Origin of the sequence: Pseudomonas sp. 5P_5.1_Bac1 (genome assembly GCF_025466015.1) — a bacterium.
Taxonomy (GTDB): Bacteria; Pseudomonadota; Gammaproteobacteria; order Pseudomonadales; family Pseudomonadaceae; genus Aquipseudomonas.
This window is the reverse complement of sequence record NZ_JANLNX010000057.1, coordinates 10688-31606: the sequence shown is the minus strand read 5'-3', so window position 1 is coordinate 31606 and position 20919 is coordinate 10688. Positions and strand designations below refer to the sequence as shown.

Annotated in this window: 23 protein-coding genes; 13 read left to right on the top strand and 10 right to left on the bottom strand. The window is 63.6% G+C overall.

Annotation, left to right across the window (positions count from 1 at the left end):
• Window positions 1-6 precede the first annotated feature (6 nt).
• Both NTD82_RS12905 and NTD82_RS12900 read left to right on the top strand, forming a co-directional pair.
• Complete coding sequence (locus tag NTD82_RS12905) at window positions 7-1194, top strand: osmoprotectant NAGGN system M42 family peptidase (RefSeq protein WP_262129002.1); 1188 nt, start codon at window positions 7-9, stop codon at window positions 1192-1194.
• A 114-nt stretch (window positions 1195-1308) separates the two neighbouring features.
• Entirely contained in the window at window positions 1309-1536 is a 228-nt protein-coding gene (locus tag NTD82_RS12900) for a YheU family protein (protein WP_095155474.1), read from the top strand.
• 9 nt (window positions 1537-1545) lie between these two features.
• Here NTD82_RS12900 and csrA read toward each other — a convergent pair whose 3' ends face one another.
• The 3 genes from csrA to NTD82_RS12885 form a co-directional block, all read right to left on the bottom strand.
• Complete coding sequence (gene csrA, locus NTD82_RS12895; protein ID WP_095155473.1) at window positions 1546-1731, bottom strand: carbon storage regulator CsrA; 186 nt, start codon at window positions 1729-1731, stop codon at window positions 1546-1548.
• A 129-nt stretch (window positions 1732-1860) separates the two neighbouring features.
• Window positions 1861-2196, bottom strand: a complete 336-nt coding sequence (locus NTD82_RS12890) for a YnfA family protein (protein ID WP_262129001.1) — start codon at window positions 2194-2196, stop codon at window positions 1861-1863.
• 48 nt (window positions 2197-2244) lie between these two features.
• Window positions 2245-3060, bottom strand: coding sequence for an SDR family oxidoreductase (locus tag NTD82_RS12885; protein ID WP_095155471.1), 816 nt, complete (start codon window positions 3058-3060; stop codon window positions 2245-2247).
• Between the two features lie 225 nt (window positions 3061-3285).
• Here NTD82_RS12885 and NTD82_RS12880 point away from each other — a divergent pair, with 225 nt between their 5' ends.
• Entirely contained in the window at window positions 3286-3444 is a 159-nt protein-coding gene (locus NTD82_RS12880) for a DUF3309 family protein (RefSeq protein ID WP_175652484.1), read from the top strand.
• Window positions 3445-3516: 72 nt separating this feature from the next.
• On the opposite strand, the gene NTD82_RS12875 is transcribed toward NTD82_RS12880, so the two are convergent.
• The 3 genes from NTD82_RS12875 to NTD82_RS12865 form a co-directional block, all read right to left on the bottom strand.
• A complete protein-coding gene (locus NTD82_RS12875) occupies window positions 3517-5175 on the bottom strand; it encodes a cation acetate symporter (protein ID WP_095155469.1) in 1659 nt (552 codons plus the stop codon).
• The gene (locus NTD82_RS12870; protein ID WP_095155468.1) at window positions 5172-5483 is read right to left on the bottom strand and encodes a DUF485 domain-containing protein; all 312 of its coding nucleotides are present in this window, start codon (window positions 5481-5483) and stop codon (window positions 5172-5174) included. The genes NTD82_RS12875 and NTD82_RS12870 overlap by 4 nt, the downstream gene beginning before the upstream one ends.
• A 191-nt stretch (window positions 5484-5674) precedes the next feature.
• Window positions 5675-6523, bottom strand: a complete 849-nt coding sequence (locus NTD82_RS12865; protein WP_095155467.1) for a glycine betaine ABC transporter substrate-binding protein — start codon at window positions 6521-6523, stop codon at window positions 5675-5677.
• Between the two features lie 329 nt (window positions 6524-6852).
• Between NTD82_RS12865 and NTD82_RS12860 the strand changes: the two genes are divergently transcribed.
• Entirely contained in the window at window positions 6853-8400 is a 1548-nt protein-coding gene (locus tag NTD82_RS12860; RefSeq protein WP_262129000.1) for a beta (1-6) glucans synthase, read from the top strand.
• Between the two features lie 69 nt (window positions 8401-8469).
• On the opposite strand, the gene NTD82_RS12855 is transcribed toward NTD82_RS12860, so the two are convergent.
• Window positions 8470-8832 carry a hypothetical protein gene (locus NTD82_RS12855; RefSeq protein ID WP_175652453.1) on the bottom strand — a complete coding sequence of 121 codons (363 nt, stop codon included), beginning with the start codon at window positions 8830-8832 and terminating at the stop codon, window positions 8470-8472.
• A gap of 246 nt (window positions 8833-9078) precedes the next feature.
• On the opposite strand from NTD82_RS12855, the gene NTD82_RS12850 reads away from it, so the two are divergent.
• Both NTD82_RS12850 and NTD82_RS12845 read left to right on the top strand, forming a co-directional pair.
• Window positions 9079-10377 carry a serine/threonine protein kinase gene (locus NTD82_RS12850; protein ID WP_262128999.1) on the top strand — a complete coding sequence of 433 codons (1299 nt, stop codon included), beginning with the start codon at window positions 9079-9081 and terminating at the stop codon, window positions 10375-10377.
• Window positions 10370-11155: a VacJ family lipoprotein gene (locus tag NTD82_RS12845; protein ID WP_095155464.1), complete on the top strand. Its 786-nt coding sequence runs from the start codon at window positions 10370-10372 to the stop codon at window positions 11153-11155. The genes NTD82_RS12850 and NTD82_RS12845 overlap by 8 nt, the downstream gene beginning before the upstream one ends.
• 4 nt (window positions 11156-11159) lie before the next feature.
• On the opposite strand, the gene NTD82_RS12840 is transcribed toward NTD82_RS12845, so the two are convergent.
• Window positions 11160-12326 carry a patatin-like phospholipase family protein gene (locus NTD82_RS12840; RefSeq protein WP_262128997.1) on the bottom strand — a complete coding sequence of 389 codons (1167 nt, stop codon included), beginning with the start codon at window positions 12324-12326 and terminating at the stop codon, window positions 11160-11162.
• A gap of 33 nt (window positions 12327-12359) precedes the next feature.
• A complete protein-coding gene (locus NTD82_RS12835; RefSeq protein ID WP_095155462.1) occupies window positions 12360-13286 on the bottom strand; it encodes a lipid A biosynthesis lauroyl acyltransferase in 927 nt (308 codons plus the stop codon).
• A 121-nt stretch (window positions 13287-13407) separates the two neighbouring features.
• Here NTD82_RS12835 and minC point away from each other — a divergent pair, with 121 nt between their 5' ends.
• The 7 genes from minC to NTD82_RS12800 all read left to right on the top strand — a co-directional run bounded on the left by minC (window position 13408) and on the right by NTD82_RS12800 (window position 20058).
• Entirely contained in the window at window positions 13408-14160 is a 753-nt protein-coding gene (gene minC, locus NTD82_RS12830) for a septum site-determining protein MinC (protein WP_095155461.1), read from the top strand.
• A 100-nt stretch (window positions 14161-14260) separates the two neighbouring features.
• Window positions 14261-15073, top strand: a complete 813-nt coding sequence (minD, locus tag NTD82_RS12825; protein WP_095155460.1) for a septum site-determining protein MinD — start codon at window positions 14261-14263, stop codon at window positions 15071-15073.
• Window positions 15074-15076: 3 nt separating this feature from the next.
• On the top strand, window positions 15077-15331 hold the full coding sequence (minE, locus tag NTD82_RS12820; protein ID WP_095155459.1) for a cell division topological specificity factor MinE: 255 nt from the start codon (window positions 15077-15079) through the stop codon (window positions 15329-15331).
• A 96-nt stretch (window positions 15332-15427) separates the two neighbouring features.
• A complete protein-coding gene (locus NTD82_RS12815; protein ID WP_110969207.1) occupies window positions 15428-16063 on the top strand; it encodes an RluA family pseudouridine synthase in 636 nt (211 codons plus the stop codon).
• A 187-nt stretch (window positions 16064-16250) separates the two neighbouring features.
• A complete protein-coding gene (locus NTD82_RS12810) occupies window positions 16251-17540 on the top strand; it encodes a M18 family aminopeptidase (RefSeq protein WP_095155457.1) in 1290 nt (429 codons plus the stop codon).
• Between the two features lie 146 nt (window positions 17541-17686).
• Window positions 17687-17851 (top strand): hypothetical protein, encoded by a 165-nt coding sequence (locus NTD82_RS12805; RefSeq protein WP_177454411.1) that lies wholly within the window; start codon window positions 17687-17689, stop codon window positions 17849-17851.
• Window positions 17852-17898: 47 nt separating this feature from the next.
• On the top strand, window positions 17899-20058 hold the full coding sequence (locus tag NTD82_RS12800) for a mechanosensitive ion channel family protein (RefSeq protein WP_262128996.1): 2160 nt from the start codon (window positions 17899-17901) through the stop codon (window positions 20056-20058).
• Here the strand turns inward: NTD82_RS12800 and NTD82_RS12795 are convergent.
• Window positions 20055-20768, bottom strand: a complete 714-nt coding sequence (locus tag NTD82_RS12795) for a UTRA domain-containing protein (protein WP_095155456.1) — start codon at window positions 20766-20768, stop codon at window positions 20055-20057. The two genes, NTD82_RS12800 and NTD82_RS12795, sit on opposite strands and share 4 nt — an antisense overlap.
• Window positions 20769-20919: the final 151 nt, after the last annotated feature.

The window sequence follows — 20919 nt, the reverse complement described above, 5'->3', positions numbered from 1 at the left end:
GTGCGTATGCCCGCCCCACTACCCGAACCGGACCTGAACTACCTGCAGAAAGTCCTGCTGGAAATGCTCGCGATCCCCAGCCCCACCGGCTTTACCGACACCATCGTGCGCTATGTCGCCGAGCGCCTTGAAGAACTGGGCATCCCTTTCGAACTGACCCGCCGCGGCACCATCCGCGCCACCCTCAAGGGCCGCAAGAACTCCCCGGACCGCGCCGTCTCCGCGCACCTGGACACCATCGGCGCCAGCGTACGCAACCTGCAAGACAACGGCCGCCTGGGCCTGGCGGCGGTGGGTTGCTGGTCGAGCCGTTTCGCCGAAGGCAGCCGGGTCAGCGTGTTCACCGACAACGGCGTGTTGCGCGGCAGTGTGCTGCCGCTGATGGCCAGCGGACACGCCTTCAACACCGCCATCGACCAGATGCCGGTGAGCTGGGAGCACATCGAAGTGCGCCTGGACGCCTACTGCGCAACCCGCGCCGATTGCGAGTCGCTGGGGATCAACATCGGTGATTTCGTCGCCTTCGATCCCTTGCCCGAGTTCACCGAAAGCGGCCATATCAGCGCCCGGCACCTGGATGACAAAGCCGGCGTCGCGGCATTGCTGGCGGCGCTCAAGGCCATTGTCGAAAGCGGCCTGCAGCCGCAGATCGACTGCCATCCACTGTTCACCATCACCGAAGAAACCGGCTCCGGTGCAGCGGGCGCCCTGCCCTGGGATGTCAGTGAATTCGTCGGCATCGACATCGCCCCGGTCGCGCCCGGCCAGCACTCCAGCGAACACGCGGTGAGCGTGGCGATGCAGGATTCTTCCGGGCCTTACGACTACCACCTGTCGCGGCACCTGCTGCACCTGGCCCATGAACACAACCTGCCGGTGCGGCGCGACCTGTTCCGCTACTACTTCAGCGACGCCCACTCGGCGATCACCGCCGGACACGACATCCGCACCGCGCTGCTGGCCTTCGGTTGCGACGCGACTCACGGTTATGAACGCACCCATATCGACAGCCTCGCGGCGCTGAGCCGATTGCTGGGCGCGTACCTGCTGAGCCCACCGGTGTTCGCCGCCGACTCGCAGCCGGCGGGGAGTTCACTGGAGCGGTTCAGTCATCAGCTTGAGCATGACGCGCAGATGGAGAGTGATACGCGGGTGCCGGCGGTTGAGGAGGTGCTGGGCAGGCGGGATCAGTGAGTTGAATTGAGGGCCTCATCGCTGCGGTTCGGCGGCCCGACACGCCAGCGATGAGGCCCGAAAGAACAAACACAGGTAGCATGTGCCATCCCCCTCCCCCAAGGCCTGCTCCAGATGCTGATCCCCTACGACCAACTCGAAGCCGAGACTCTGACCCGCCTGATCGAGGATTTCGTCACCCGCGAAGGCACCGACAACGGCGACGACACCCCGCTGGAAACCCGCGTACTGCGGGTTCGCCAGGCGCTGGCCAAGGGTCAGGCATTCATCCTCTTCGACCTCGAAAGCCAGCAGTGCCAGTTGCTGGCCAAGCACGATGTGCCCAAGGAACTGCTCGACTGACCCGACGACTCAACTGGCCGCCTCCTTCTCCAGTTGCTCGGCCAGGCGCTTGTAGATCTCCGCGCGATGAATCTCGACATCACGCGGCGCGCTGATACCGAAACGCACGGTCCCGCCATCCACGGCCAGAACCTTGAGCTTGATGTCGTCGCCGATGTTGATGACCTCGCCTATTTCACGTCCTATAACCAACATTCCCGAATCCTCCATTTCAAGGTGAATTCGGAGACTGGCTGTCGGGGTAGTCCGCTTCAATGGTCTGATCTTGAAAGAGAGACGACCTACGCGACTAACGGAAATGCCCTACACATTCTTCCCACAAGATCAGCCCGCGCTGTGGAACCTCGGCCCCAGCAGGATGACCGTCGCACCCGCCACGCAGAGCAACCCGCCGATCCAGTCGCTGCCCAGCGGCCGGCCGCGCTCCACCAGCGCCAGCCAGAGCAATGAAGTGACGATATAGATTCCGCCATAGGCGGCATAGGCACGCCCGGCGTAAGCCGACTCGACACGGGTCAGCAGCAGGGCGAAGAGGGTCAGGCTGAGCAGCGCCGGGGCGATCCACCAGGCGCTCTTGCCCAGGCGCAGCCACAGGTAGAAGGCGTAGCAACCGGCGATCTCGAACACCGCCGCGAGGAAGAACAACAGGTAATTGACCACAGGTATCCCCAATGCTGGCAAAGCGCCGAGGATACCCGATGCCGCCGCTCAGGATTGCGGCTGACGGCCTTTGGCGCGCATTTTCTCCGCCATGCTCGCCATTTCGTCGTAGAGCGCCTGCGGATTGTGCTGCTTGAGTTGCCAGGCCATCCGGCCCTGCTCGTGCGGCAGGATCATGAACTGGCCGCGGGCGACCTGCTGGTAGATGTACTCGGCGATATCGGTGGCGCTGATCGGCGAGCTTTCCAGCAGCTTGCCGACCTGGGCCTTCATCGCCGGCGTCGGGCCGCGGAAGGAGTCCAGCAGGTTGGTCTGAAAGAACGACGGGCAGACCACATGCACCGCCACGTCGAGTTGCCGCAGTTCCACCAGCAGACTCTCGGACAACGCCACCACGCCGGCCTTGGCGACGTTGTAGTTGCTCATCGCCGGGCCCTGCATCAGCGCGGCCATGGACGCGATATTGATGATCCGCCCCTTGCTGCGCTCCAGCAGCGGCAAGAACGCCTTGCAGCCCTTGACCACGCCCATGAGGTTGATCGCGATCTGCCAGTCCCAGTCCTCCAGCGACAGCTCGGCGAAGAACCCGCCCGAAGCCACGCCGGCGTTGTTGACGATCACATCGATGCCGTCGAAGTGCTCTTCGCAGGCCTGGGCCAGGGCGATCAACTGGCTGTAGTCACGGACATCGCAGCGCTGGATGAAGCCGCTGCCGCCCGCCTCGCGAACCAGCGCCAGGGTCTGTTTGAGGCCTTCCTCGCTGACATCGCTCAATGCCAGACGCCAGCCCTCACGGGCCCAGCGCAGGGCAATTTCACGACCCAGTCCGGATCCCGCGCCAGTGATCATCATGCGGTTCTGCATAGCCAGCTGCCTTGTGTGCTTGACGGTGAAGGCCAGTGTAGCGAAGGCCCTGCGCCGGCCCACGCGGTATCAGGTTGCTGAATGGCACGGGCAAAAAAAGGCGTGAATTGCGGGGCTCTCCAAGAGGCAAAACGTGAGGTTAATTAAACTTTTCCCTCACGGCAGGAGTCGCAATTACAAGCGGGCCTGAAAGCCAGGTCTGCCCATCCGACCGAAACCAGAGGAATCGTCATGGGCACAATTCTAATCATCATCCTGATCCTGCTGCTGATCGGTGGCCTGCCGGTATTCCCGCACTCCAGAAGCTGGGGCTACGGACCATCGGGCATCATCGGTACCGTGCTGATCGTCCTGTTGATACTGCTCTTGCTCGGCTACATATGACCCGCGTCTGAACCGCCTCCCGCAGGCAAAAAAAAGACAGCCCGAGGGCTGTCTTTTTCATTGCCGGGTCGATCAGTGCGAAACCGCACCGCTGGCGCCCAGGCCGGTCTGCGAACGGACGAACTGCGGGAAGAACAGTGCGCGTTCTTCGTCGGCCGCCTTGGACTTGTCGGTGATCGAGAAGAACCAGATACCGACGAAAGCAATCAGCATGGAGAACAGTGCCGGGTACTCGTACGGGTAGATCGGTTTCTCGTGGTGCAGGATCTGTACCCAGATGGTCGGGCCGAGCACCATCAGGGCCACGGCGCTGATCAGGCCCATCCAGCCGCCGATCATGGCGCCACGGGTGGTCAGCTTCTTCCAGTACATCGAGAGCAGCAGTACCGGGAAGTTGCAGCTCGCGGCGATGGAGAACGCCAGGCCCACCATGAACGCGATGTTCTGGCTTTCGAAGAGGATACCCAGGCCGATGGCCAGCACCGCCAGGGCGATGGTGGTGATCTTCGAAACGCGGATCTCATCCTTATCGTTGACTTTGCCCTTGCGCCATACGCTGGCGTACAGGTCGTGGGATACCGCCGAAGCGCCTGCCAGGGTCAGGCCGGCAACCACCGCCAGGATGGTGGCGAACGCGACCGCCGAGATGAAGCCGAGGAAGATGCTGCCGCCCACGGCGTTGGCCAGGTGCACCGCCGCCATGTTGTTACCGCCCAGCAGAGCGCCAGCGGCGTCCTTGAAGGCCGGGTTGGTGCTGACCAGCAGGATCGCGCCGAAGCCGATGATGAAGGTCAGGATGTAGAAGTAGCCGATGAAGCCAGTGGCGTAGAACACCGATTTGCGGGCTTCTTTAGCGTCGCTCACGGTGAAGAAGCGCATCAGGATGTGTGGCAGGCCAGCAGTACCGAACATCAGCGCCAGACCCAGCGAGAACGCCGAGATCGGATCTTTCACCAGACCGCCAGGGCTCATGATCGCTTCACCTTTAGGGTGAACGGCGATGGCCTGGGAGAACAGCTCGCTGAAGTTGAAGTTGACGTGCTTCATCACCATCAGCGCCATGAAGCTGGCACCGGAGAGCAGCAGCACTGCCTTGATGATCTGTACCCAGGTGGTCGCCAGCATGCCGCCGAACAGCACGTACAGGCACATCAGGATACCGACCAGGATGACCGCAACGTGGTAGTCCAGACCGAACAGCAGCTGGATCAGCTTGCCGGCACCGACCATTTGCGCGATCAGGTAGAACGCCACCACCACCAGCGAGCCGGAGGCCGACAGGGTGCGGATTTCTTTCTGGCCGAGGCGATAGGACGCCACGTCAGCAAAGGTGTATTTACCCAGGTTGCGCAGGCGTTCGGCGATCAGGAAGAGGATGATCGGCCAGCCGACCAGGAAGCCGATCGAGTAGATCAGGCCGTCGTAGCCGGAAGTGAACACCAGGGCGGAAATACCCAGGAAGGACGCCGCGGACATGTAGTCACCGGCAATCGCCAGACCGTTCTGGAAACCGGTGATCTTGCCGCCGGCAGCGTAGTAGTCGGACGCCGAGTTGTTCTTTTTCGAAGCCCAGTAGGTGATGCACAGGGTGGCGCCAACGAAGGCGACGAACATGAGGATCGCCGCAACGTTCAGCGGTTGTTTCTGTACCGCGCCGGTCAGGGCGTCGGCGGCCCAGACGGCGGGTGCGAACGCGCCGATGGCCAGGGTTGCCAGTAGACGCCGGATCATTGCTGAGCCTCCTTGAGGATTGCGTTGTTCAGCTCATCGAATTCACCGTTGGCGCGACGCACATAGATACCGGTGAGGATGAAGGCTGACAGGATCAGTCCCACGCCCAGGGGAATACCCCAGGTAATCGAAGAGTCAGGGCTGATCTTGGTTCCCAGCAGTTGGGGACCGTAGGCAATCAGAAGGATGAAAGCAGAATAGAGACCGAGCATGATTGCCGAGAGAATCCAGGCGAATCGTTCACGTTTTGAAACCAGCTCCTTGAACCGCGGGCTGTTTTGTATCGATAGGTAAATGCTGTCGTTCATTGTTTTTGTCCTCGCAGCACAGATTAGATAGAACGACTCCACTTTATGCTGCCTATGAACGCACTCCAGACGACCTTAGTCTTAGATGTAAAAGTCTTTTGCAAACTCGGTAAAGGTCCGCAAACAGAAGGGCCGCCCACCGGATAAACCGGGGGCGGCCCTGGAAGGCTCAGGATAGAGGCATCAAGCCATTATTTGCCGACCCATTCGGCAACGCGTTCGGGGTGTTTGGCGACCCAATCCTTGGCGGCAGCATCGGGCTTGGCGCCCTCTTGAATGGCCAACATGACCTCGCCGATTTCGTCTTTCGACTGCCAGGAGAACTTCTTCAGGAACTCCGCCACTTCCGGCGCCTTGGTCGCCAGTTCCTTGCTGCCGATGCTGTTGACGGTTTCCGCGGCGCCGTACACGCCCTTGGGGTCTTCGAGGAAGCGCAGTTTCCACTTGGCGAACATCCAGTGCGGTACCCAGCCGGTGACGGCGATGGACTGCTGCTTGGCATAGGCACGGCCCAGTTCAGCGGTCATCGCCGCGCCGGAACTGGCCTGCAGTTTGTAGCCGGTGAGGTCGTAGTCCTTGATCGCCTGTTCGCTCTTGATCATCACGCCGGAACCGGCGTCGATGCCGACGATTTTCTTCTTGAAGCTGTCATCGGTCTTGAGGTCGGCGACTGACTGCGCCTTGACGTATTCCGGCACGATCAGGCCGATCTTCGCGTCCTTGAAGTTGGGGCCGTAGTCGACGACGTTGTCCTTGTTCTTGGTCCAGTATTCCCCGTGAGTGACGGGCAGCCAGGCCGAGAGCATGGCGTCGAGTTTGCCGGTGGCTACGCCCTGCCACATGATCCCGGTCGCCACGGGCATGAGTTTCACGTCATAGCCCAGCTTCTGTTTGATGACCTCCGCGGCCACATGGGTGGTTGCCACACTGTCGGACCAGCCATCGACATAGCCGATGCTCACTTCCTTGGCCATCGCCGTCACGGCGCTCATTGCCAATACCAGGGCGGTGCCCGCCCCCAGGAGTCGTCGCATTTTCATCAAAGCTTCCCCTTGTCACGTCACGGATAGTCATGCGCCCGACGCCGGTCGGACCACGTCTTGTTCTGGTGCACGGCGCCCCCATCACGCCTCGTTGCCTGGACCGAGAGAGCATCAGCGGAGTACTGATGCGCCCATCATCAACCCCGGCTCGTGGTGGACCTGCTCTGTCAGCGACCTCGAAACATCGAGAAACGACACCAGTTTGCCAGCACCGCCAGCAATCCCGGGGCCCTGCGCAAAGCCCGCCCGAACTTTGCATGCCAAAGGCAAAACCGCCGGTGTTTACGGGTAGTATTGGCGGCTTTGTTGCCTCACCGGATCGTTCCATGTCCTCGACCGCCCGCTTTGCGCTCCCCCCTTATCTGTTCGCCTGCCTGCTCGGCCTGTTCGCCCTCGCGGGTCTCTGGTACGGGCTCGGCAAGCCGGTGGTGCTGCCGGATGCCGCCAGCGCCACGCACAAATTGCAGTGCGCCTCCTACACCCCGTTCGACAAGGACCAGTCGCCCTTCGACCAGCCCTTCACCCTGCGCCCGGAACGCATCGACGCCGACCTCGCGCTGCTGTCGAAACGCTTCGAATGCATCCGCACCTACTCCATGACCGGCCTCGAAGGCATCCCCGATATCGCCCGCAAGTACGGGCTGAAAGTGATGCTCGGGGCTTGGGTCAACGGCAACCCGGTGGATACCGACAAAGAAATCAAGGCACTGATCGCCTCGGCCAACGCCAACCAGGATGTGGTCCGCGCAGTGATCGTCGGCAACGAAACGCTGCTGCGCAAAGAGATCACCGGCGACCGCCTCGCCGAGCTGATCGGCCAGGTGAAGCGCCAGGTCCAGGTGCCCGTGACCTACGCCGATGTCTGGGAGTTCTGGCTGCAGCACCCGCAAATCGCCCCGGCGGTGGACTTCCTCACGATTCACCTGCTGCCCTACTGGGAAGATGATCCACGCGGCATCGACGACGCGCTGGCCCATGTCGGCGAGATCCGCCAGGTGTTCGGCAACCAGTTCGCGCCCAAGGACATCCTGATCGGTGAAACCGGCTGGCCCAGCGAGGGCCGCCAGCGCGAAACCGCGGTGCCAAGCCGGGTCAACGAAGCGCGCTTTATCCGTGGTTTCGTCGCCATGGCGGAAAAGAACGGCTGGCACTACAACCTGATCGAAGCCTTCGACCAACCGTGGAAACGCGCCAGCGAAGGCGCGGTAGGCGGTTACTGGGGCCTGTACGACGCCGACCGCCACGACAAGGGCGTACTCGAAGGGCCGGTGAGCAACCTCGCGCTCTGGCCGCAATGGCTGGCCGCCAGCGTGCTGCTGTTCCTCGCCACTCTGGTGCTGGCCGGCCCGGTCCGCAGCACCCGCAACGCCCTGGCCCTTCCGCTGCTGGCAGCGATAGGTGCCGCCAGCATCGGCCTGTGGGGCGAACTGGCGCGGACCAACAGCCGCTTCTTCGGCGAATGGTTGTGGGTGGTGCTGCTGGTGGGGCTCAACCTGATCGTACTGGCCCATGGCGCGCTCGCCCTGGCATCGCGCAGTGGCTGGCGTGAGCGAACCTTCGCCTGGCTGGAAGCCCGTGCGGGCTGGTGGGTACTGGCGGCGGGCTTTGCCGCGGCGGTGAGCATGCTGGCGCTGGTGTTCGATCCGCGCTATCGCAGTTTCCCGAGTGCCGCGTTCGTATTGCCGGCACTGGTTTACCTGCTGCGTCCAGTGAAGGTGGCGCGGGCTGAAGTAGCGCTGTTGACCTTGATCGTCGGTGCCGGGATCGGACCGCAGTTGTATCGCGAAGGATTGGAAAGCCTGCAGGCCTGGGGCTGGGCGGTGGTCAGTGTGTTGATGGTCGCCGCGTTGTGGCGCTGCCTGAAAACCCGATAGTCCTTTCGGTCCTCATCGCTGCGGTTCGGCAGCGATGAGGACCTCAAATGCCCTGTCAAAGGGCGCGGCTCATCTGGCCCGACGAACCAACCGCAACCCCGCCAGTACCACCGCAAACACCGCGATACTCGCGGTGTACAACACCAGCGCCGGAATCCCCGCCACCAGCGCCAGCACCGCCAGCCAGCGCCCGGCCCGGTGCGCCACGACCGTCCCAACCAGCGCCAGTCCCAACGCCAGCCACGCCAGAATCCGGAAGTGAATGGTCAGGCCCAGCGTCGAGCGAACCTGGCACTCCCACACCTGCACCTGCGCCGAGCAGATCCCCACCCACTGCGGATCCTCCATGAACCCGTAGCGAACCCCATAACTGGCGGCCAGCCACAACGGCACGAACAGCAACAAGGCGATAAGTGGCAAACGCTGAGACATGGTGACTCCAAAATCAGAAAAATCGGCGCCCAGCATAATCCTCCAGGCGGTCTGCGCAAGGCGAAAGCGCCAGCCTCGACTACTTTTAACGCCAGGATAAATGGAACCAATTGTTGCAGAGTCCAAGCCCGTCACGGCAACATCCGGGACGACAAATACCGTGGCACCCGGCAACTTTGCCGGTAACACAGATGTCCTAGGCTGGACTACGCACCACGCTTTCGTGCCTTTTTCTGGGGATCCGTCATGTTTCGACCACTGCGCCTCGCTGCCCTGTTGGGCGGCCTTCTGTTGTGTGCGGCCGCGTCGGCGGCGGACATCGATGCCGCCACCTACGGCTATCCGCTGACCAACCCCTTCGAGGCGACTATCGCCACCACACCGCCGGACATGCGCCCGGAACTGCCCACCGACGATGACATCACGCAGTCCGACTACGACCTGAACGTGCGCCCGGAACGCGCCTTCACCCTGCCGGACAATTTCTGGCCGGTGAAAAAACTGCGCTACCGCCTGGCCCGCCAGGACCACGAAGCACCGCTGATCTTCCTGATCGCCGGCACCGGCGCACGCTACAACGCCAGCATCAACGAATACCTCAAGCGCCTCTATTACAAGGCCGGCTTCCACGTCGTGCAGTTGTCCTCGCCGACCAGCTTCGACTTCATCAGCGCCGCGTCGCGCTTCGCCACTCCCGGCGTCAGCACCGAAGACGCCGAAGACCTCTACCGGGTGATGCAGGGCGTGCGCGCCCAACACCCGCGGCTGCCAATCAAGGAGTTCTACCTCAGCGGCTACAGCCTCGGCGCGCTGGACGCGGCATTCGTCAGCCACCTGGACGAGACCCGGCGCAGCTTCAACTTCAAGCGCGTGCTGCTGCTCAACCCGCCGGTGAACCTCTACACCTCCATCAGCAACCTCGACCGCCTGGTGCAGACCGAGGTCAAGGGCGTGACCAGCCACACCACCTTCTATGAACTGGTGCTCAACAAACTGACCCGCTACTTCCAGCAGAAGGGCTACATCGACCTCAACGACGCCCTGCTCTACGACTTCCAGCAATCGCGCCAGCACCTGAGCAACGAGCAGATGGCCATGCTGATCGGCACGTCGTTCCGCTTCTCCGCGGCCGATATCGCCTTCACCTCGGACCTGATCAACCGCCGCGGCCTGATCATCCCGCCGAAATTCCCGATCACCGAAGGCAGCAGCCTGACCCCGTTCTTCAAGCGTGCGCTGCAATGCGACTTCGATTGCTACCTGACCGAGCAGGTGATCCCGATGTGGCGCGCCCGCACCGACGGCGGCAGCCTGTTGCAACTGATCGACCAGGTGAGCCTCTACGCCCTGCAGGACTACCTGAGCAAGACGCCGAAGATCGCCGTGATGCACAACGCCGACGACCTGATCCTCGGCCCCGGCGACATCGGTTTCCTGCGCAAGACCTTCGGCGACCGACTCACCCTGTACCCCCATGGCGGCCATTGCGGCAACCTCAACTACCGCGTCAACAGCGACGCCATGCTGGAGTTCTTCCGTGGTTAAACGCCTGCTGATCACCGCCCTGCTGCTGTCCGCCGGCCCGGCGTTCGCCGACGAACCCGCGCCCGCGGCCAGCGTCATCGACACCGACGGCTTCACCGAGCCACTCAAGGAGCTGAAATTCAACCCCGGCCTGGACCAGCGCGAATTCGAACGCTCGACGCTCAACGCCCTCGCCGTCTACGACCCGCTGGAGTCCTGGAACCGCCGCGTCTATCACTTCAACTACCGCTTCGACGAGTGGGTGTTCCTGCCGGTGGTCAATGGCTACCGCTACGTCACCCCGCAGTTCGTGCGCAGCGGCGTGAGCAACTTCTTCAGCAACATCGGCGACGTGCCGAACCTGCTCAACAGCCTGTTGCAGTTCAAGGGCAAGCGCTCGCTGGACATCACCGCGCGGCTGCTGGTCAACACCACCATCGGCGTTTTCGGCCTGTGGGACCCGGCGACCATGATGGGCGTACCGAAACAGAACGAGGACTTCGGCCAGACCCTGGGCTTCTATGGCGTGCCGGACGGCCCGTACCTGATGCTGCCGATCCTTGGCCCGTCGAACCTGCGCGACACGGGCGGCCTGGTGGTGGACTACAGCGCCGAGAACCAGATCAACTTCCTCAACGTCGCCGAAGTCAGCAGCAACCATCCGGAACTGTGGGTGCTACGCGCCATCGACCGGCGCTACACCACCGCATTCCGCTATGGCCAGATGAATTCGCCGTTCGAGTACGAGAAGGTGCGCTACGTCTACACCGAGGCGCGGCACCTGCAGATCGCCGAGTGAGGGTTCAGGCGCGGACGGGTGGCAAGCCAAGGAAGGCGCATAGCTGATCGCGCTTGGCCAGGGCATCACGCCGGCCGAGTTCGATCAGTTCGCTGCAATAGCCAGCTTCGAACAGCAAATAGCTGAGCACCCCGGCCCCGCTGGTCTTGGTCGCGCCCGGGCCGCGCAAGAACAGGCGCAGGGCCGCCGGCAGTTCGCGACGATGGCGCGCGGCGATCTCGTCCAGTGGCTGACTCGGCGCCACCACCAGCACCTCCACCGGCTCCAGTCCGAGTCGGCGCGGATAAGCCTGCTCCGGCACCAGGTGACTCAGGTGATTGAGGCGCTGCAACAATTCCAGATCGTCTTCCAGGCTGTCGATAAAGGTGCTGTTGAGCAGATGCCCGCCGATCTGCGCCAGGCTCGGCGGCTGGCCGCTGTAAATACGCTGGACCGGCTCGCTGACCGAGGGCCCTCGCGGGTTGCCACTGACCCCGACCACCAGGATGCGGCTCGCCCCCAGGTGCAGCGCCGGGCTGATCGGTGCCGACTGGCGCACCGCGCCGTCGCCGTAATACTCGTGACCCAGCTTGACCGGCGCGAACAGCAGCGGGATCGCCGAACTGGCCAGCAGGTGCTCGACGCTCAAGCGGGTCGGCACGCCGATACGCCGATGGCGCAACCAGGGATCGATCGCGCCGCGGCCCTGATAAAAGGTCACCGCCTGCCCCGACTCATAGCCAAACGCGGTCACCGCCACCGCGCGCAGACAGTGCTGCTCGATGGCGTGACCGATGCCTTGCAGGTCGAGGTGTTCGTTGAGCAGGCCGCGCAACGGCGAGCTGTCGAGCAGCGCCACCGGCACTTGCCGGCCGAGGCCGAGCAGGCTGTGGCCGACGAAACGGCTGGCCTGGCGCATCACGCCGGGCCAATCGCTGCGCAGCACCTGATGGCTGCGAAAGCCCTGCCAGAAGCTGGTCAGACGCCGGATCGCCTCGGCGAAATGCAGGGCGCCGCTGGCCAGGGTCACCGCATTGATGGCACCGGCGGAAGTGCCGACGATGACCGGGAACGGGTTGGATGCCCCTTGCGGCAGCAGATCGGCGATTCCCGCCAGCACCCCGACCTGATAGGCGGCGCGGGCGCCACCACCGGAAAGGATCAGGCCGGTGACCGGTTCTGCTGCTGCCATGCTCATGCTCCGTGAGATAAATGTGCGCCGCGCTTAACGCCGATACAGCTTCGGCTCTCCTGGCGGGCGCGACTTGAAGCGCCGATGCGCCCACAGGTACTGCTCCGGGCAGGCCCGCAGCGCCTGCTCGATCCACTGGTTGATGCGCAGGCAGTCGGCCTCTTCGGTTTCTCCGGGGAAGTCTGCAAGCGGCGGGTGAATCACCAGCCGGTAACCACTGCCGTCGGCCAGACGCTCCTGAGTGAACGGAATCACTCGGGCCCGGCCCAGGCGGGCGAATTTGGTGGTGGCGGTCACGGTCGCCGCCTGGATGCCGAACAGCGGCACGAACAGGCTCTGCTTGGCGCCGTAGTCCTGGTCCGGCGCGTACCAGATCGCCCGGCCGGCACGCAGCAGCTTGAGCATGCCGCGCACATCCTCACGCTCAACCGCCAGCGAATCGAGGTTATGACGCTCGCGGCCGCGGCGCTGGATCAGGTCGAACAGCGGGTTCTTGTGCTCGCGGTACATGCCGTCGATGGTGTGGACCTGGCCCAGCAGCGCCGCGCCAATCTCCAGGGTGGTGAAATGCAGGGCCATGAGGATGGCGCCCTGGCCATCACGCTGCGCGGCCTGCAAATGCTCCAGCCCCTCGATATGCGCCAGGCGCGCCAGCCGGGCCTTTGGCCACCACCAGCTCATGGCCATTTCGAAGAAGGCGATGCCGGTGGACGCGAAGTTTTCCTTTAACAGGCGCTTGCGTTCGACGGACGGCAGTTCCGGGAAACACAGTTCCAGGTTGCGCGCCGCAATCGCCCGACGAGCACCGGCCACGCGGTACATCAAAGCACCGAGGACACGACCGATGCCCAGCAAAACCGGGTACGGAAGCTGGACGATCAGCCAGAGCAGCCCGAGCCCCAGCCACAGCGGCCAGAAACGCGGGTGCAGGAAATAAGGACGAAAACGCGGGCGATCCATTCAAGATTCCGGAAAGAAAAAGGCCGGGCATTCTACAACGGTTCGGCGCGGGTTGCGGCTAACCGGCGTTCTCGTTATAAGTCTGGGCACTTTTTTCGCAACAAGGCGCCTCGACGCAGACATGAGCCAGACCCCGACGCCCGACCAAGCCCCCGTGTTCCAGCTCAAGGGCAGCATGCTCGCCATCACGGTGCTGGAGCTTGCCCGGAACAACCTCGAAGGACTCGACCGGCAACTGGCGGCCAAGGTGGCCCAGGCGCCGAACTTCTTCAGCAACACCCCGCTGGTGCTGGCGCTGGACAAGCTGCCGCCCGGCGAAGGCGCGGTGGACCTGCCGGGGCTGATGCGGGTCTGCCGCCAGCACGGGCTGCGCACGCTGGCGATCCGCGCCAGCCGCATCGAGGACATCGCCGCCGCCATCGCCATCGACCTGCCGGTGCTGCCACCGTCCGGCGCCCGCGAGCGGCCGGTGGAGCCGGAAGTCGAGGTGGTGAAGAAGCCCGAACCGGCCCCGGCGCCGCCTCCACCTCCCGAACCGACCGTCCGCCCGACCAAGATCATCACCTCGCCTGTACGCGGCGGCCAACAGATCTATGCTCAAGGTGGCGATCTGGTAGTGATATCGGCGGTCAGCCCCGGCGCGGAACTTCTCGCCGATGGCAACATCCATGTGTACGGGCCAATGCGGGGGCGTGCACTGGCAGGTATCAAGGGCAATACCAAGGCGCGGATTTTCTGCCAGCAGATGACCGCCGAACTGGTCTCCATCGCCGGGCAATACAAGGTCTCCGAAGACCTCCGCCGTGACCCTCTGTGGGGTGCCGGCGTGCAGGTCAGCCTGTCCGGTGACGTGTTGAACATCACCCGCCTTTAACGGATACTGCCGCCATTTTCCGCGCAACTTAGTCAGATGTTGCCGTTTTTGTATTTTGGGACCGATCGTCCTTTTTCATCATTTTTAGGGGTGATACACCTTGGCCAAGATTCTCGTGGTTACTTCCGGCAAGGGTGGTGTGGGCAAAACCACCACCAGTGCCGCCATCGGTACCGGTCTCGCGCTGCGCGGCCACAAGACAGTGATCGTCGACTTCGACGTCGGCCTGCGTAACCTCGACCTGATCATGGGCTGCGAACGCCGCGTGGTGTACGACTTCGTCAACGTGGTCAACGGCGAAGCCAACCTGCAGCAAGCCCTGATCAAGGACAAGCGCCTGGAAAACCTGTACGTGCTGGCCGCCAGCCAGACCCGTGACAAGGACGCGCTGACCGTCGAAGGCGTCGAAAAGGTCCTGATGGAACTGAAGGAAAACTTCGAATACGTGGTCTGCGACTCCCCGGCCGGCATCGAGAAGGGCGCGCACCTGGCGATGTACTTCGCCGACGAAGCCATCGTCGTGACCAACCCTGAAGTGTCCTCGGTACGTGACTCGGACCGCATGCTGGGCCTCTTGGCCAGCAAATCGCGCCGCGCCGAGCGCAACGAAGACCCGATCAAGGAACACCTGCTGATCACCCGTTACCACCCCGAGCGCGTCAGCAAGGGCGAGATGCTTGGCGTCGAAGACGTCAAGGAGATCCTCTCGGTCGCCCTGCTCGGTGTCATTCCCGAATCCCAGGCCGTGCTCAAGGCCTCCAACCAAGGCGTCCCGGTCATCCTCGACGACCAGAGCGATGCCGGCCAGGCGTACAGCGACACTGTCGACCGCCTGTTGGGCAAAACCGTGGAACACCGGTTCCTCGATGTACAGAAGAAGGGATTCTTCGAGCGCCTGTTTGGAGGCAACTGAACCATGAACCTTTTTGACTTCTTTCGTGCCAACAAAAAGCAGAGCTCCGCGTCGGTTGCGAAAGAGCGTCTACAGATCATCGTGGCGCACGAGCGCGGTCAGCGCAGTACCCCGGACTATCTGCCAGCCCTGCAAAAGGAACTGGTCGAAGTGATCCGCAAGTACGTCAACATCGGCAACGATGATGTGCAGGTCGCTCTGGAGAACCAGGGCAGCTGCTCGATCCTGGAACTGAACATCACCCTGCCCGAGCGCTGATAGCGTCTGCGGGTAACCTGCCACGGCGACGGCCGGGCCCGGGCTGCGCAAGCCCGGGTTCGACCCGTCGCCGTTGGCGTTTGCAGAGAACACGCAATGCCGCTGTCCAACGTTCACATCCTGCACGAGGATGACGCCATCCTGGTGATCAACAAACCGACCCTGTTGCTCTCGGTGCCCGGCCGGGCCGATGACAACAAGGACTGCCTGATCACCCGCCTGCAGGAAAACGGCTATCCCGACGCCCTGATCGTCCACCGCCTGGACTGGGAAACCTCGGGGATCATCCTCCTCGCCCGCGACGCCGACAGCCACCGCGAGCTGTCGCGGCAGTTCCACGACCGCGAAACCGAGAAGGCCTACACCGCACTGTGCTGGGGCCAGCCGGAGCGTGACAGCGGCAGCATCGACCTACCGTTGCGCTACGATCCGCCGACCAAGCCGCGGCACGTGGTCGATCACGAGCAAGGCAAACATGCCCTGACCTTCTGGCGTATCGTCGAGCGCTGCGGCGATCACTGCCGGGTCGAACTGACGCCGATCACCGGCCGCTCGCACCAATTGCGCGTGCATATGCTGTCGATCGGGCATCCGCTGCTGGGTGACCGCCTGTACGCCAATCCCGAAGCCCTGGCTGCTCACGAACGGCTGTGCCTGCACGCCAGCATGCTGAGCTTCACCCACCCGGTGACGGGTGAGCGCCTGAAGTTCGAGTGCCCGGCGCCGTTCTGATAATGCAGGCCTACTTTGAAGGCTATCGCGAGCAAGCTCGCTCCTACAGGCCATGACCCCTCGTAGGAGCGAGCTTGCTCGCGAGGCCCCGCCCCGCCTGCCACGCAACCCCTTCGCCCCACAAAAACCCGCGTCAGCCCTCGACCATCTGCGTTAAACTCGCGCCCACTGCTGTCTGGAGTGACTTATGCGCGACGCCCTGAACCAAGGCCTGATTGATTTCCTCAAAGCCTCCCCCACGCCCTTCCACGCCACCGCCAGCCTGGCCCAGCGCCTCGACGCCGCCGGCTACCAGCGCCTGGACGAGCGCGACAGTTGGGCCACGGTGCCCGGCGGTCGCTACTACCTGACCCGCAACGACTCTTCGATCATCGCCTTCAAGCTCGGCCGCCATTCGCCGCTGCTCGACGGCATCCGCCTGGTCGGCGCCCACACCGACAGCCCGTGCCTGCGGGTCAAGCCACAGCCGGAGCTGCAACGCCACGGTTTCTGGCAACTGGGCGTGGAAGTCTACGGCGGCGCGCTGCTCGCCCCATGGTTCGACCGCGACCTGTCGCTGGCCGGCCGCGTCACCTTCCGCCGCGACGGCAAGGTGGAAAGCCAACTGGTGGACTTCAAGCTGCCGATCGCCGTGATCCCCAACCTGGCGATCCACCTCAACCGCACCGCCAACGAAGGCTGGGCGATCAATCCGCAATTGGAACTGCCGCCGATCCTGGCGCAGGTCGCCGGTGACGAACGCGTCGACTTCCGCGCCCTGCTCACCGAGCAACTGGCCCGCGAACACGGTCTCAACGCCGACGTGGTGCTGGATTACGAACTGAGTTTCTACGACACCCAGGACGCCGCATTGATCGGCCTGCACGGCGAGTTCATCGCCGGCGCGCGGCTGGACAACCTGCTCTCCTGCTACGCCGGCCTGCAAGCGCTGCTCAATGCCGACAGCGACGAAACCTGCGTGCTGGTCTGCACCGACCACGAAGAAGTCGGTTCGTGCTCGGCCTGCGGTGCCGACGGCCCGATGCTGGAGCAGACCCTGCGCCGCCTGCTGCCGGATGGCGACGAGTTCGTGCGCAGCATCCAGCGCTCGCTGCTGGTCTCGGCCGACAACGCCCACGGCGTGCACCCCAACTACGCCGACAAGCACGACGGCAACCACGGCCCGAAACTCAACGCCGGCCCGGTGATCAAGGTCAACAACAACCAGCGCTACGCCACCAACAGCGAAACCGCCGGTTTCTTCCGCCACCTGTGCATGGCCGAGGAAGTCCCGGTGCAGAGCTTCGTGGTCCGTAGCGATATGGGCTGCGGCTCGACCATCGGCCCGATCATCGCCAGCAACCTGGGCGTGCGCACCGTCGATATCGGCCTGCCGACCTTCGCCATGCACTCTATCCGCGAGCTGTGCGGCAGCCAGGACCTGGCGCATCTGGTCAAGGTGCTGACCGCCTTCTACCGCAGCCGCGAGCTGCCCTGAAGTCGACGCGGGGCGCTCTGCCCCGCCGTTTTCCAAACCGCGCGGACGCCCCGTTTGCGCGGACTGTGACACCGGTCAAACCGCTCCCGCCGCTTTGCGCCTATGCTGATGCCTGACATTTCCCAGGAAAAAGAAGGATCTTGCGCATGTCCGCGTTTCAATCGATGTTCCTCCCGGTGCTCGCCGGCCTGATCCTGCTGACCATCGGCTTCAGCAAGCGCGAAAGCAATTACGGCGTGCTGATGATGTGGCTGGGCATGCTGTCGATACTCGGCATCATGGTCTGGAAGATCCTCGAGAAACTCGCCTGACAAATGCTCTACACTGCGCCGATCACGTGTTTGAGGTTGATCGTCCGGTGCCTGCCTTCCTGCGTTGTCTCGCCCTTTTCCTGTTGTTGTTCGGCGCCCTTGGCCCGGTGCATGCGGCCGGCCTGCCCAGCCTGCTCGGCGGTGGCGGCACAGCGCAGCCGCAAGCCAGCGAACCGCTGGGCAAGTCCCTCGATGAAGTCATCACCACCCTGGAAAACGACCAGCAACGCACTCGCCTGCTCAACGACCTGAAGAAGCTTCGCGACAGCACCCGCAAAGCCCAGCCCGAGCCGGAACAGGGTGTGCTGGGATTGATCGGCAGCACCTTCGCCGAGCTGGAAAAGCAGTTCAGCGGCGAGGCCAGCCCGTTCAAGCGCTGGGCCGCCGAAATGGAGCTGGCGCAGATCGAACTGGTCGCGTTGAAAGTCCCGGTGCAGCAATGGCCCGCGATGTTCTTCGGTTTCATCGCCATCATCGCCTTGTGGAGCCTGCTGGCCTACGCGCTGAACTGGGTCAGCCACCAGGTGCGCCTGCGCTTCGGCCTGACCGAAGAACTGCCACAACACCCGCGCACCTGGGACCTGGTGCGCTTCGCCCTGCGCAAGCTCGGACCCTGGCTGGTCGCGCTGGTGATCACCGTCTACCTGAGCTTCGCCCTGCCCTCGTCGCTGGGCAAATCACTGGCCATGGTGCTGGCCTATGCACTGGTGGTGGGCACTTGCTTCTCGGCCATCTGTGTAATCGCCTTCTCCCTGCTGGACGGCCCTCATCGCCACCGCGCCCTGCATATCCTGCGGCACCAGGCTTTCCGTCCACTGTGGCTGATCGGTAGCTTCGCCGCCTTTGGCGAGGCAATGAACGATCCGCGCCTTTCCCTCGCCCTCGGCGGTCACCTGGCCCATGCCCTGGCAACCCTGGCCAATGTGCTCGCGGCCTTGTCGACGGCGCTGTTCATCCTGCGCTTCCGCCGCCCCATCGCCCACCTGATCCGCAACCAGCCGCTGGCCCAGCGCATCAAGCGCAAGGCACTGAGTGACACCATCGAGATCCTCGGCACGTTCTGGTTCCTGCCGGCGCTGGTGCTGGTGGGGATTTCCCTGTTCGCCACCTTCGTTTCCGCCGGCGACACCAGCACGGCGTTGCGCCAGTCGCTGATGTGCACCGTGCTGGTCATCCTGTGCATGGTGATCAATGGCCTGGTTCGCCGCCACGCGCTCAAGCCGCGCCGCGCCAACCGGCGCCAGGCGGTGTACACCGAGCGCCTGCGCAGCTTCGGCTACACCCTGTTGCACATGACCATCTGGCTGCTGTTCATCGAACTCGGCCTGCGGGTCTGGGGCTTTTCGCTGATCGCTTTCGCCGAAGGCGACGGCCATGAAGTCGCCATGCGCCTGGTCGGGCTCGCTGGCACCCTGGTTGCCGCGTGGCTGGTCTGGATCCTCGCCGACACCGCCGTGCACCACGCCCTCACCCGCTCGCGCAAGGGCCTGGCCAATGCTCGCGCGCAAACCATGATGCCGCTGATCCGCAACGTGCTGTTCGTGGCGATTTTCATCATCGCGCTGATCGTCGCCCTGGCAAACATGGGCATGAACGTCACCCCGCTGCTCGCCGGTGCCGGTGTCATCGGCCTGGCAATCGGCTTCGGCGCACAATCGCTGGTAGCCGACCTGATCACCGGGCTGTTCATCATCATCGAAGACTCCCTGGCCATCGACGACTACGTCGATGTCGGCGGCCACCTCGGCACCGTCGAAGGCCTGACCATCCGCACCGTGCGCCTGCGCGACATCGACGGCATCGTCCACACCATCCCGTTCAGCGAAATCAAGAGCATCAAGAACTACTCGCGTGAGTTCGGCTACGCGATCTTCCGCATCGCCATCCCCCACAGCATGAACATCGACCAGGCCATTACCCTGATCCGCGATGTCGGGCAGAAGATGCGCAATGACCCGCTGCAGCGCCGTAACATCTGGTCGCCGCTGGAGTTGCAGGGCGTGGAAAGTTTCGAATCCGGCTCAGCGATCCTGCGGGCGCGGTTCAAGACCGCGCCGATCAAGCAGTGGGAAGTCTCCCGCGCCTTCAACCTAGCACTCAAGCGCCGCCTCGACGAAGCCGGGCTGGACCTCGCAACCCCGCGCCTGTCGGTGCAGGTCCTCACCACACCCGGCAGCACGCCGGTCACCGGCACTGAAAACGCTTAGCCGGCGTCGGCACGAATGCGGATCGCGTCGTGCCGCCAGTACTCCAGGTCACAGTCGATCAGCCGTCCCGCCTGGTCGCTGTTGACCCGGGTGATGTGCAGGCCGGCACTTCCCGGCGTCACCTTCAGCGCCGAAGCCGCCGCCGCTGGCAAGGCTGTTGGCAATATCTCGAACCGCACCCGCCCGTAATGGATGTCGTAGTGCTGGGCATAGATTTCGGTCAGTGACTGACCGAGGTCGTGCTCAAGGATGCCCGGAAAGTAATCCGGGTTCAGGTAGTGCTCGGCATACAGCACCGCCCGCCCATCGATGCGCCGCAAACGGCAGATCTGGATAACGCTCGACAACGGCGGGCGCTGTAGCCGCGCGCAGATTGCCGCCGCGGCCGGCAGCAAGCGCGCCGACAGCAGCTCGGTCGCCGGGGTGCGCCCCTGGTCGCGGACCATGGCGTGGAAGTGGCTGCGCTCGATCAAGTCGTAGGTCAGCCGCTGCGGCGCGACAAACCAGCCACGCCGCTCTTCGCGGTAAATCAGGCCCTGCGCCTCCAGTTGCACCAGCGCCTCACGCAGGGTGATGCGGGTAGTGTCGAACACTTCACTGAGCTTGCGTTCGGCCGGCAGCTTGCAGCCCGAGGCGAGCAAGCCGTGTTCGATCTGCTCCTGCAGGGCATGGCAGATCGCTGTTACTGCGCGTGGCGGCAGTGCGTGCATCAACGGGTTCCTTTCTGGACTAGTCCAGCCTGTGCACAGCCCCATGACGGAGCAGCGACGCAATGCCGGACAACCTCTCAAGCCTAGGCAAAACAAATGAACAGTAGATGACAAGGCCGCCTGGTGCTGGCCTGCGAACCCCGCAGAAAGC

What these genes read in the sequence shown, in the direction of transcription:
- NTD82_RS12860 (WP_262129000.1), top strand. Translation starts at nt 6,853, where the DNA reads ATGTCCTCGACCGCCCGCTTTGCGCTCCCCCCTTATCTGTTCGCCTGC.
- NTD82_RS12795 (WP_095155456.1), bottom strand. Translation starts at nt 20,768, where the DNA reads ATGCACGCACTGCCGCCACGCGCAGTAACAGCGATCTGCCATGCCCTG.
- NTD82_RS12870 (WP_095155468.1), bottom strand. Translation starts at nt 5,483, where the DNA reads ATGAACGACAGCATTTACCTATCGATACAAAACAGCCCGCGGTTCAAG.
- NTD82_RS12850 (WP_262128999.1), top strand. Translation starts at nt 9,079, where the DNA reads ATGTTTCGACCACTGCGCCTCGCTGCCCTGTTGGGCGGCCTTCTGTTG.
- NTD82_RS12900 (WP_095155474.1), top strand. Translation starts at nt 1,309, where the DNA reads ATGCTGATCCCCTACGACCAACTCGAAGCCGAGACTCTGACCCGCCTG.
- minC (WP_095155461.1), top strand. Translation starts at nt 13,408, where the DNA reads ATGAGCCAGACCCCGACGCCCGACCAAGCCCCCGTGTTCCAGCTCAAG.
- NTD82_RS12805 (WP_177454411.1), top strand. Translation starts at nt 17,687, where the DNA reads ATGTCCGCGTTTCAATCGATGTTCCTCCCGGTGCTCGCCGGCCTGATC.
- NTD82_RS12885 (WP_095155471.1), bottom strand. Translation starts at nt 3,060, where the DNA reads ATGCAGAACCGCATGATGATCACTGGCGCGGGATCCGGACTGGGTCGT.
- csrA (WP_095155473.1), bottom strand. Translation starts at nt 1,731, where the DNA reads ATGTTGGTTATAGGACGTGAAATAGGCGAGGTCATCAACATCGGCGAC.
- NTD82_RS12905 (WP_262129002.1), top strand. Translation starts at nt 7, where the DNA reads ATGCCCGCCCCACTACCCGAACCGGACCTGAACTACCTGCAGAAAGTC.
- minE (WP_095155459.1), top strand. Translation starts at nt 15,077, where the DNA reads ATGAACCTTTTTGACTTCTTTCGTGCCAACAAAAAGCAGAGCTCCGCG.
- NTD82_RS12855 (WP_175652453.1), bottom strand. Translation starts at nt 8,832, where the DNA reads ATGTCTCAGCGTTTGCCACTTATCGCCTTGTTGCTGTTCGTGCCGTTG.
- NTD82_RS12875 (WP_095155469.1), bottom strand. Translation starts at nt 5,175, where the DNA reads ATGATCCGGCGTCTACTGGCAACCCTGGCCATCGGCGCGTTCGCACCC.
- NTD82_RS12815 (WP_110969207.1), top strand. Translation starts at nt 15,428, where the DNA reads ATGCCGCTGTCCAACGTTCACATCCTGCACGAGGATGACGCCATCCTG.
- NTD82_RS12840 (WP_262128997.1), bottom strand. Translation starts at nt 12,326, where the DNA reads ATGGCAGCAGCAGAACCGGTCACCGGCCTGATCCTTTCCGGTGGTGGC.
- NTD82_RS12810 (WP_095155457.1), top strand. Translation starts at nt 16,251, where the DNA reads ATGCGCGACGCCCTGAACCAAGGCCTGATTGATTTCCTCAAAGCCTCC.
- NTD82_RS12865 (WP_095155467.1), bottom strand. Translation starts at nt 6,523, where the DNA reads ATGAAAATGCGACGACTCCTGGGGGCGGGCACCGCCCTGGTATTGGCA.
- NTD82_RS12835 (WP_095155462.1), bottom strand. Translation starts at nt 13,286, where the DNA reads ATGGATCGCCCGCGTTTTCGTCCTTATTTCCTGCACCCGCGTTTCTGG.